Origin of the sequence: Cognatilysobacter lacus, from assembly GCF_008274655.1 — a bacterium.
Lineage (GTDB): Bacteria > Pseudomonadota > Gammaproteobacteria > Xanthomonadales > Xanthomonadaceae > Cognatilysobacter > Cognatilysobacter lacus.
On the sequence record NZ_VTRV01000110.1, the window covers coordinates 1 to 9,224 of the forward strand.

Annotated in this window: 15 protein-coding genes; 14 read left to right on the plus strand and 1 reads right to left on the minus strand. The window is 60.9% G+C overall.

From position 1 onward, the window contains the following. Positions 1–515 precede the first annotated feature (515 nt). The 3 genes from FW784_RS10010 (at position 516) to FW784_RS10020 (ending at position 1,889) form a co-directional block, all read left to right on the plus strand. The gene (locus FW784_RS10010) at positions 516–971 is read left to right on the plus strand and encodes a hypothetical protein (protein ID WP_149353204.1); all 456 of its coding nucleotides are present in this window, start codon (positions 516–518) and stop codon (positions 969–971) included. 68 nt (positions 972–1,039) lie between these two features. Then, on the plus strand, positions 1,040–1,414 hold the full coding sequence (locus FW784_RS10015) for a hypothetical protein (RefSeq protein ID WP_149353205.1): 375 nt from the start codon (positions 1,040–1,042) through the stop codon (positions 1,412–1,414). A gap of 73 nt (positions 1,415–1,487) precedes the next feature. Continuing rightward, the gene (locus FW784_RS10020) at positions 1,488–1,889 is read left to right on the plus strand and encodes a Maf family protein (RefSeq protein ID WP_149353206.1); all 402 of its coding nucleotides are present in this window, start codon (positions 1,488–1,490) and stop codon (positions 1,887–1,889) included. A gap of 41 nt (positions 1,890–1,930) precedes the next feature. Here FW784_RS10020 and FW784_RS14825 read toward each other — a convergent pair whose 3' ends face one another. Next, a complete protein-coding gene (locus FW784_RS14825; RefSeq protein WP_268890905.1) occupies positions 1,931–2,062 on the minus strand; it encodes a hypothetical protein in 132 nt (43 codons plus the stop codon). Positions 2,063–2,322: 260 nt separating this feature from the next. Between FW784_RS14825 and FW784_RS10025 the strand changes: the two genes are divergently transcribed. The 11 genes from FW784_RS10025 (at position 2,323) to FW784_RS10075 (ending at position 9,151) form a co-directional block, all read left to right on the plus strand. Continuing rightward, positions 2,323–2,739, plus strand: a complete 417-nt coding sequence (locus FW784_RS10025; protein ID WP_149353207.1) for a hypothetical protein — start codon at positions 2,323–2,325, stop codon at positions 2,737–2,739. Positions 2,740–3,196: 457 nt separating this feature from the next. Further along, positions 3,197–3,505, plus strand: coding sequence for a hypothetical protein (locus FW784_RS10030; RefSeq protein WP_205123596.1), 309 nt, complete (start codon positions 3,197–3,199; stop codon positions 3,503–3,505). An 85-nt stretch (positions 3,506–3,590) separates the two neighbouring features. Further along, entirely contained in the window at positions 3,591–4,022 is a 432-nt protein-coding gene (locus tag FW784_RS10035; protein ID WP_149353208.1) for a GNAT family N-acetyltransferase, read from the plus strand. A gap of 57 nt (positions 4,023–4,079) precedes the next feature. Next, positions 4,080–4,568 (plus strand): hypothetical protein, encoded by a 489-nt coding sequence (locus FW784_RS10040; protein ID WP_149353209.1) that lies wholly within the window; start codon positions 4,080–4,082, stop codon positions 4,566–4,568. A gap of 58 nt (positions 4,569–4,626) precedes the next feature. Next, the gene (locus tag FW784_RS14650; RefSeq protein ID WP_149353210.1) at positions 4,627–5,067 is read left to right on the plus strand and encodes a hypothetical protein; all 441 of its coding nucleotides are present in this window, start codon (positions 4,627–4,629) and stop codon (positions 5,065–5,067) included. 79 nt (positions 5,068–5,146) lie between these two features. Then, the gene (locus FW784_RS14890) at positions 5,147–5,476 is read left to right on the plus strand and encodes an excalibur calcium-binding domain-containing protein (protein ID WP_149353211.1); all 330 of its coding nucleotides are present in this window, start codon (positions 5,147–5,149) and stop codon (positions 5,474–5,476) included. A gap of 104 nt (positions 5,477–5,580) precedes the next feature. Continuing rightward, positions 5,581–5,952 (plus strand): hypothetical protein, encoded by a 372-nt coding sequence (locus FW784_RS10055; protein ID WP_149353212.1) that lies wholly within the window; start codon positions 5,581–5,583, stop codon positions 5,950–5,952. A 60-nt stretch (positions 5,953–6,012) separates the two neighbouring features. Further along, a complete protein-coding gene (locus FW784_RS10060) occupies positions 6,013–6,771 on the plus strand; it encodes a hypothetical protein (RefSeq protein ID WP_149353213.1) in 759 nt (252 codons plus the stop codon). Positions 6,772–6,962: 191 nt separating this feature from the next. Further along, on the plus strand, positions 6,963–7,142 hold the full coding sequence (locus FW784_RS10065) for a hypothetical protein (RefSeq protein WP_149353214.1): 180 nt from the start codon (positions 6,963–6,965) through the stop codon (positions 7,140–7,142). Between the two features lie 91 nt (positions 7,143–7,233). Further along, on the plus strand, positions 7,234–7,698 hold the full coding sequence (locus FW784_RS10070) for a hypothetical protein (protein WP_149353215.1): 465 nt from the start codon (positions 7,234–7,236) through the stop codon (positions 7,696–7,698). A gap of 1,063 nt (positions 7,699–8,761) precedes the next feature. Next, positions 8,762–9,151 (plus strand): Imm41 family immunity protein, encoded by a 390-nt coding sequence (locus FW784_RS10075; protein ID WP_149353216.1) that lies wholly within the window; start codon positions 8,762–8,764, stop codon positions 9,149–9,151. Positions 9,152–9,224: the final 73 nt, after the last annotated feature.

Here is a 9,224-nt window from a genome sequence, read left to right on the forward strand (position 1 = left end):
TGGGTAGCCCTAGGTGGCGCCTAACAATTCGTCCAAGCCGACGCCGCTTCGCGGCGCGGCTTAACTCAGGTGTTAGGGCTCACTGTGAAAATCCTCGCAGTTTTGATTATTTGTCTGGGCGTCGCCCTCCTGATCGGCTGTGCAGAGGATTCGGCGCCGCCGGTGAAGAAGCCGAGCATTCCGCGTACCGAGGCCGAGTGCGCGACTCGGGGTGGTGACTGGACCGTGCTGGGCCTGCCCGGACCGTCCGCGCCGAAGCGCTGCGATTTAAGGAGCACCGATGTCGGTCGCCCGTGTACTGACTCCTCTCAATGTCAAGGGGAGTGCCTTGCCACAGCCGGCGCCGCCCGTGGTACCCGAGAAGCGGGAGCCTGCTCTGCCTACCTGTCCAACTTTGGCAACGTCCGGCGCGTCAGCAATGGCGTCGTCGAAGAGCTCAACGTAGAGTGAGGCCTAACAATTCGTCCAAGCCGACGCCGCTTCGCGGCGCGGCTTAACTCAGGTGTTAGGCCCCAATGGCAGCGAAGACCGCGCTCGAAGAACTCAATGCCTGTGAGTACCTCTTCTTTGCTGGGATCTCCGAGCCGGAAGAGAACAGCCTGCGCTTGTTGGTCCAGGAAGGCCGGCGCGCTGGCGAGCCGCAGACATTGAAAGTTGGCTCGGGTTCGATTGAAGGGGTTATCCCCATCGACGTCACCGCCCAGTCCCGAACCTTTGAGCTCTACTGGCCCCTCTACATCAGCTACGCGGTCCGTAATGAGTCCTACTGCGACTGGGACGACGATGAAGAATGGGAGGGCGCGGGGTTTCGCGTTTATTCGCGGTCGAAGTTCCTGGATTTCGTCGCTAATGGCACATTTGCTACTGCAGAATATCCAGGGCCCTTCCGGCACTTCGAGGTGCTGTGTGCGAACCACATCATTGATGTTGCCGCGCAAGAAGTACCCGTGGTTCGCGTGGTTGGGGCCTAACAATTCGTCCAAGCCGACGCCGCTTCGCGGCGCGGCTTAACTCAGGTGTTAGGCGGCAGGAACAAGATATGCGCAATGTGATGTTTTCTCTTCTTTCCGCCTCGGCGCTCGCAGTTGTTGCTCCGGCTTCGGGCGCTGAGGAGCGCCCGACGCCGCTTAATTGCGAAGCCGGTCCAGCCAAGAAGACATACGGCGGGAATGCTTGGCTGGTGTATGCCTGCGACGACGGTCGCTCCGCCGTGGTGGTCTCGGATCAGGGCAACCCCGCCATACCCTTCTACTTCATTTTTTACGTCAAGCCAGACGGCGCTATGCGGCTTTATGGAGAAGGCACCGGGGCCAAGTCCGCCACGCAGCCAGCCTTCGATGACCTCAGTAAGCTAGATCAGGCTGCCGTCGCAGCTCTTGTGGCCGAAGCTCGCGCAGCGAAGGCGGCGCCATGAGTGGCCAGCCGCCTAACAATTCGTCCAAGCCGACGCCGCTTCGCGGCGCGGCTTAACTCAGGTGTTAGACCCCATGGACACAATCCTAGAACCCGTCGGAGAGCCTCTCGCCTGGTATCCGGGGTCGTCCACCGTCGAGGTTATAAACACTCTTTCGGGCTTACGGGTCGTAGTGGCTGCCGGCGGCGTGCAAGACCGTTTCTTGGAGGTGCACGTCCCGTTTGCCAAGGCATTCCAAGTCCTCGATGACTCGGACATGCTGGAGTATTGGAGCCCGGGTCGTCCGCTTGGCACCCACTCGGTCTATCGTGTTGTCTCCGGCGGCTGGATTGATCGCGCGGCCGGGAACTACTTCCATGTCACCTCAGCAATTCCGGAGCTGCGTGAGTGGCTGGTAGTGTCAGATGCCGGCCCCTGCGTAACGCTCATCAGCGTCTACGAGCCGGCGCTCCGGCAGTACGGCGATGGGGTCTAACAATTCGTCCAAGCCGACGCCGCTTCGCGGCGCGGCTTAACTCAGGTGTTAGCGCCCACGCCGGGATGCTCTTCGGTTGTCGGGCTAATCGCTCCTCGTACTTCATAGCTCACGGCCACATCGGCTTGCAGGTTCAGTGCTGCAAGCTCGCGCCGCTCCAATTTCTCAGCCACGGTCAGTGGCCGAACGGCGGCGCCAACTTGCCGGCCACATCGGTTTCCCACGTCTTCACCGTCCCCGTCGTGCGGCGCGCCTGCAGCGCCCCGCTCCGTCTGTCTCGCGGTCCGGCTCTTCGTGCCAGAATCCGATCACGTGGAGCAGCGGGCCAGCATCCCGGCGCGTGGGCTCTAACAATTCGTCCAAGCCGACGCCGCTTCGCGGCGCGGCTTAACTCAGGTGTTAGGCGGCTATGGGAAGTTCAAGGAGGGCTGCATTGAACATCGGCAAGCTCTCGTCTTTCGCCCATAACGTCGCGGACTCCCTCGCCAGCGGCATCTGCTTCATGGTGGGTGTCCTTGGCGTTGATATCCACGGAGAGGCGGCAGCGTCACCCGTCGGGCACATCACCGTGGATTTCTTAGCGGGCACGGCATCGGGCAGCCCGGCGTCACCTGAGCTAAAGGCCGCCATTGAGCGCTATGCCCAACATCTCCCCGAGCTCGCCCGGCGGCACGGCCTAGACTCCGCAGAGATCGCCGCTATGACTGCGCGGTTTGGCACCGACCCGGTCGAAGGTCCACACTTCGTCGTCACGGTCGAAACCACAGATGGCCGCCAATCTGTTGACCAGTATGTCGGGGTTCCCGGGAAGCGCTATGGCAGGCCTCGAAGAAGCCGGCGCGCCGCCTAACAATTCGTCCAAGCCGACGCCGCTTCGCGGCGCGGCTTAACTCAGGTGTTAGCGCCCACACCGGGAAGCAATCCGGCGCTTGAGTGGTTGCGTGCCGTCTGACCCGTCGTGGCTTACGGGCAAGTTCGCGGGACGCATCTCGGGCGGCTTGGCTTTGCAGCGACAAGGCGCTTGTTCGCATTCGCAGCGAACCGCTCGCGGGATCCAGGCCGTTGTTGTTGCGCTCGTCAGCTTCCGGCTTCGCCGCGGCATTCCCAGCATCGCCTTTCGTGCAACACTTTGGCTCCGTGGAGCAGCAGGCTCGTATCCGGGCGTGTGGGCTCTAACAAGTCGTTCAACCCGACGCCGCTTCGCGGCGCGGGTCAACTCTGGTGTTAGGTCGTCCGGGCGACTTCATCGTTGCCTCACAAAAGGCATTCAGGCTTGCGGCTCCTAAGTCGACGTTCCGGAGCGTGAGATGAAAACCACTGTCCTTGCACGGCCCGCCGCGTTGGCGGGCGCCGTATTGCTCGTGCCTCTCGCTATGACCTTCTTCGATCGCGAAAAACCGCTAGGTGAAGGTTGGCACTGGAGCGGGTCGGATTTTCTCGTGATGGGTGCCCTTCTCTTCAGTGCCGGGCTTGCCTACCAGTTAATCGCACGCAAACTCTCCACGTCCACCGCCCGCGCCGCGTTTGCGTTCGGTATTGTGCTGCTCGTGGTCGGCATATGGGTCGAATTGGCAGTGGGTGGCGTGAGTCAGATTGCCGCATGGCTCGCGCGCTAGCCGTCCAGTGTTCCAGCTGCCAACCTAACAATTCGTCCAAGCCGACGCCGCTTCGCGGCGCGGCTTAACTCAGGTGTTAGCGGGCATGGAAACATTTCGCGTCACGACCGATAGAGACGAACTCGATCGCGATCTCATCCATCACTTCCTGAGTGAAGAGTCGTATTGGGCGCGGGGCATTCCGCGCGACATCGTCGAACGCTCCATTGAGAACTCGCTGTGCTTTGGTGGATTTGTCGGGCGCGATCAAGTGGCATTTGCCCGGGTCATCTCTGATTACGCAACCTTCGGCAACCTGGTTGATGTGTTCGTACTGCCCGAACACCGCGGCAAGGGCTACGGCAAGACCCTTCTAGCGGCGGTGTTCGGCCACCCACAGCTGCAAGGTCTTAGGCGCTTCATGTTGGCCACGTCGGATGCGCATAAGCTGTATGCCCAGTTTGGGTTTACTTCGCCGAAACGCCCTGAGACTCTCATGGAGCGGTACGTTGCGGATATCTACGCCGCTGCCCGCTAACAATTCGTCCAAGCCGACGCCGCTTCGCGGCGCGGCTTAACTCAGGTGTTAGGCCTTATGGAAAGTACTCTGCTCTCGTTGGTTGTCGGAATCATTAGCAGCCTTTTTGCTACGGCTATCTTCCTCGTCTTAGCTGAGATCGCGAGAAGGATCGTCCTCCCCTGGTACACCGATAAGCTCTACCGTGGCGTACGACTCGACGGGACCTGGCGGCTACTAAAGCTAGACGGCTCGCCGGTAGATGCGGCAATGGTCAAGATCGGGCTCGCGTTGCAGCAACGCGCCGACGTCATCACCGGCACCTACACCCTTACTGGCGCCGAGGGGCATGCCACGAACTACCACGTTCATGGAATCGTCCGCGATCGATACCTAATGGCTACTGCAACGCCCGTCTCTGATCGGCATCTGGATGGAGTCGCCATGCTCTTTTACGTAGAGAGCGCCGAGTCGAAGCTTCTGATGAACGGCCATTTTCTGTACTGCGCCCAAGGCGGTGAGGTCAAAGCGTCCAATGCACTCGTATTCGCGTGGAATAAGGCCTAACAATTCGTCCAAGCCGACGCCGCTTCGCGGCGCGGCTTAACTCAGGTGTTAGCCGTCAATGCCAATTTCGTCGCGCTCATACAAGGATGTTGTTGCAGCCCTCCGACCATTGCTTAAGCCACGCGGGCCGACGTTAGTCGCGATCGACGGTCGGCTGGGTTCAGGCAAGACCACCCTAGGGCGGTATTTGGCTTGGCACTTCAATATCGCGTTGATCGAGACAGACTTCTTTCTGAAGCTCGGCAAAGGCTTCTCGTATCGGGAGTCAGAGCTCCGTCGCGCAATTTCGCACCGAGTTAGCCGAGGATTGCCTGTATTCGTCGAAGGCGCCGCGATAGCTCAGTTGCTGCCCCAAGTGGCGCACGCGGCTGCATTCACAATTTACGTGCTGAACCATGGCCCGTCGAGCCGTGACAACACTCATGAGTACGTCGTGGCGTACGAGAAGAACTATGACCCGATTGGAAACGCTGATTTCGTCGTCGAGCTATCCCACTAAGACGGCTAACAATTCGTCCAAGCCGACGCCGCTTCGCGGCGCGGCTTAACTCAGGTGTTAGGGCGCAATGGGAGGTGACATGCGTTTGGCTGTACAGCTCACCGCGCTCCTCTCGATCCTGCTAATACCGGCGCTTGCGTTGTCTCACCCGGGCGGTCTAAACGCCGAGGGGTGTCACAACAATCGCAAGACCGGCGAGTACCACTGCCATCGCGGGAGCGGCTCCAGCCGCGGCCCATCACATGCACCCGGACAGAGTTTTGCACCGGCTAGTCGGGGCGCTGGCCGCTCACGTCCGTTCGCCAACTGCTCCGAGGCCCGTGCGGCTGGTGCCGCGCCGGTGCGTCGTGGAGATCCGGGATACGCTCCCAAACTGGATCGCGATAATGATGGCGTGGGGTGCGAATGATGTGCCGCGGGTTGCGCCCTAACAATTCGTCCAAGCCGACGCCGCTTCGCGGCGCGGCTTAACTCAGGTGTTAGGCGCCTGAAGCGACCTTCTAGGAATCTGCCATGTACGAAGCTCCCTCAGCGCAACTACATCGCGAAGAACTCGGACTGTCGCCGTCTAGCTTCTGGCTGCGCGTGCTCGTTATTTGTGCTCTTGGTGTTCTGGCGCCTCCCACGGCCGCTTTTGCGGCAAAGCGGTTAGTGGTGAACCACCTAGTGTTCTCTGGTCTCGCTGCGCTTGCGACTTTACCGTTGAGTTATTGGGCGTTCGCGGCCCGTCCGCATCCCAGGCGCGCATCAAAGTCCGCGCTCGTGTTTTTAGGGGTGCTTGGTGCGGTAGGCCTTTCGGCCTTCGTTGGGCTGATGTTCGCCACCCTAATTGGCCTCCTGTATCAGCCGTACGGTGCCATGCTGCCATCATCGGCAGGCGCCTAACAATTCGTCCAAGCCGACGCCGCTTCGCGGCGCGGCTTAACTCAGGTGTTAGGTGCCGCTATGAGCGACAACGCCCTCGAAGAGAAGCTGAAAAGCTGGTTCAACTCGACTGGTTTTCCACTCGAGATCGAATCGGCACGGGCGTTTCTTCGCGCCAGATTCGCGGTTGAGCACTCGGCCGTCTATATCGACCCCGAAACGAGCAAAGGGCGAGAGATAGATCTACTCGCGTACAAGCGCGATCCAACGGGATGTTTTGCCGCCTTCTTTGCCGTTGAGTGCAAGGCAAGCGACAAGCCATGGGTGGTACTCACGAATCGCCACCAGTACACGCGCTTCGGCGCGCTCTGGATCGCGACAATGTCGCAGAAGGCCAGAAACGCGATAGGACCGCGCATTAAGGATTATCTCCTAGCCTACGAAGACCACCTCGGTCCATCCGTTGGCGGCTACGCCCTGAAGCAAGCATTCGCTGGCCAGTCCGACCAAGCCTATACAGCGTCAATCGGCGCGCTTAAGGCCGCGGCTTCTGTAGTAAAGGATGAAGACTCAGCCCTCGCCTTTGGCTTCCCAACCATTGTGGTAAGCACACCGATCTATGAGTACTCCGAAGGTCCGGAGGGGGAGCAGCGATTTGCTGAAGTTCCCCACAGCTCGTTCGAGTTCAGTGCGTATTGGGAGCATTACAACCGCGCGGTCGTCCGCATCGTTTCAAAGGATCATCTCCCAGAGTACGCTCGGCACTGCCGCGAGCTCGCAGAACGTTACGAACAAGTGTTCGCGGAAGATATCAAGCGAGTGGCCGGCGGCGGCACCTAACAATTCGTCCAAGCCGACGCCGCTTCGCGGCGCGGCTTAACTCAGGTGTTAGGCCCCGCACGCAGATCCATGCCCGTGCCAGGTCGCTCCATGCCGTGTCGGCGTGCCCGAGGGCTCTGCCTGTTACTTTCGCCACGCAACCGCGTCTGGTGTTGCAGTTAGGCTGCGTACCACGTCTTGGTGGAACTCCCATGGAACACTACAAGAACCTCACCGCCCAGCAGCTCGCCATCGCGGCCGGATGCGCGATGCTGGTCGGCAGCATGACCCTGCCGCGGAGCACACTCATTGGCGTGTCCGTTCTCGTGCTTGCGCTCGTGTTGGCGATTGGGGCATACAGGAAGGATCGCGCCTCAAAGCGGCCAGGCTGAGCATCTCGGCCGGGGCCTAACAATTCGTCCAAGCCGACGCCGCTTCGCGGCGCGGCTTAACTCAGGTGTTAGGCGTGAGAGGGAAGAAACGATGCGCTTGAAGGAATCAAAGCTCGCTGTAATCGTTGTCGCGGCCTTGGCCGGATACATCAACCTTCGGCTGGTCGACTTTTTCTGGGTGTTTTGGCAGGCGGCGAACCCAATCGCTCATGCGGTCTTGGGCCAGCGTCCCGTATCACCCTATTACGGGTGGGTGCTCTACCCCACCGACGCGCTCGCCAGCGTTCTCGTCAGTGTGCCGCTGGGCATCTTCATCGCGTGGCTCGGCACTCGGCATTTCCGGTGGGCGGTCGCGTCCGCCACGCTGCCCTATCTCACGTCGGTCTACTGGCTCGGGCTGCTCCAGGTCGTTCCAGAGGGCCGCCCCCAGGCTATCGCCATTGCGGCTACCGCGCTCGTCGTCGTCCCGCTCGCCTGCTGGGTCGGGCAACTGTTGTTCGCTCGCTACACGCCTAACAATTCGTCCAAGCCGACGCCGCTTCGCGGCGCGGCTTAACTCAGGTGTTAGGCCCCGTGATGCAGGTTTAAGGCGTCGTGCGCAGGTTGAGCCCGCCCTGCACCGTGCAGCTCCAATCCGGCTTCGTCGCTGCGACTGCGCTCCCGCACGCTCTCCCCGCCTTCGGCCGCCACGGAGGCTTCGGCATCAGATCTCGAACGAGCCGCGGCAAATGCTTCGGGCGGCCGGGCCTCTCGGCTGTGCTGGCCCCTGCGGTCTCACCTGCCGTAGCATGCGTGGCAGGTGCTGGCTCTCCCTCGTGCAATACCTCGCCAGGGCCGGGGCCTAACAATTCGTCCAAGCCGACGCCGCTTCGCGGCGCGGCTTAACTCAGGTGTTAGGCCCCGTAGTGCAGATTTTGGGCGTCGTGCGCAGGTTGAGCTTCCCATGCGCGGTGCAGTTCCAATCCGGCTTCGTCGCCGCGACTGCACTCCTGCACGCTCTCCCCGCCTTCGGCCGCAACGGAGGCTTCGGCATCAGATCCCGAGCGAGCCGAGGCAAACGCTTCGGGCGGCCGGACCTCTCGGCTGTACTGGCCCCTGTGGTCTCACCTGCCGTAGCATCAGCTGCAGGTGTTGGCTCCTCCCCGTGCAGTACCTAGCCAGGGCCGGGGCCTAACAATTCGTCCAAGCCGACGCCGCTTCGCGGCGCGGCTTAACTCAGGTGTTAGCGCCCTAATGAGCAACATCGTGGATGCGGCAGCCTCAATCGCACTCGTCGCCTATGTCGCCCTTGGCTACTGGGTAAGCAGCCAATTACGAGCCTTGATGACGACCCATCCATCCTTGCTTGCGCAGGTCGGGATAAGCCGCGTGGATTGGAGCTATGGATGTTTCCGGGGCATCTGGCGTCTAGCTTGGTCACCTAACGGCTCTGCGCTGTCACGCGCCCTCCGTTGGTCGCTCCGCGCCATCTGCGTCGGCAACATCGCAGTATTGGGCGTATTGGCGATATCGTGGCGTACCAAGTTCATGGGGCCCTTAGAGTGACGAACTACGGGCTCTAACAATTCGTCCAAGCCGACGCCGCTTCGCGGCGCGGCTTAACTCAGGTGTTAGCTGCCATGGATGCCTACACGGTAATTGCGAGAAACCACCCGTGGTCCGGCGAGTTCGACGAAACTTCCTTCAGGGCATGCCTATACGAGGATGCAACCTGGTCACAGGACGAGTACTGGAAAGTGGAATGGGCGCTGTTTCAACTTGTCGGCGCGGTCGGCTCCGATCCGGAGCTACGCCGGCGAGCATTTCGGCTCTTCAGCGCTACTTTCAGCCTCTTCGCCGCACACCTCGATCCGAACGATGTCTACACCATCCAAAACATGGAGCCCGAGAAGCTCTACGAGGCTAAAGAGCGGTTTCAGTTGGTGTTTGAGGGCTTCTTCGCCGGTGAAATGCCCGACCTCTCAGCCGGCTTCGATGAGCGCAACCCGCTGCTGTCGTCTGGCAGCTAACAATTCGTCCAAGCCGACGCCGCTTCGCGGCGCGGCTTAACTCAGGTGTTAGGCCCCGTAATGCGGGTTCAGT

Coding starts and splice junctions, on each gene's coding strand:
- FW784_RS10010 (WP_149353204.1), top strand. CDS start 516: ATGGCAGCGAAGACCGCGCTCGAAGAACTCAATGCCTGTGAGTACCTC.
- FW784_RS10015 (WP_149353205.1), top strand. CDS start 1,040: ATGCGCAATGTGATGTTTTCTCTTCTTTCCGCCTCGGCGCTCGCAGTT.
- FW784_RS10020 (WP_149353206.1), top strand. CDS start 1,488: ATGGACACAATCCTAGAACCCGTCGGAGAGCCTCTCGCCTGGTATCCG.
- FW784_RS10030 (WP_205123596.1), top strand. CDS start 3,197: ATGAAAACCACTGTCCTTGCACGGCCCGCCGCGTTGGCGGGCGCCGTA.
- FW784_RS10035 (WP_149353208.1), top strand. CDS start 3,591: ATGGAAACATTTCGCGTCACGACCGATAGAGACGAACTCGATCGCGAT.
- FW784_RS10040 (WP_149353209.1), top strand. CDS start 4,080: ATGGAAAGTACTCTGCTCTCGTTGGTTGTCGGAATCATTAGCAGCCTT.
- FW784_RS14650 (WP_149353210.1), top strand. CDS start 4,627: ATGCCAATTTCGTCGCGCTCATACAAGGATGTTGTTGCAGCCCTCCGA.
- FW784_RS14890 (WP_149353211.1), top strand. CDS start 5,147: ATGCGTTTGGCTGTACAGCTCACCGCGCTCCTCTCGATCCTGCTAATA.
- FW784_RS10055 (WP_149353212.1), top strand. CDS start 5,581: ATGTACGAAGCTCCCTCAGCGCAACTACATCGCGAAGAACTCGGACTG.
- FW784_RS10060 (WP_149353213.1), top strand. CDS start 6,013: ATGAGCGACAACGCCCTCGAAGAGAAGCTGAAAAGCTGGTTCAACTCG.
- FW784_RS10065 (WP_149353214.1), top strand. CDS start 6,963: ATGGAACACTACAAGAACCTCACCGCCCAGCAGCTCGCCATCGCGGCC.
- FW784_RS10070 (WP_149353215.1), top strand. CDS start 7,234: ATGCGCTTGAAGGAATCAAAGCTCGCTGTAATCGTTGTCGCGGCCTTG.
- FW784_RS10075 (WP_149353216.1), top strand. CDS start 8,762: ATGGATGCCTACACGGTAATTGCGAGAAACCACCCGTGGTCCGGCGAG.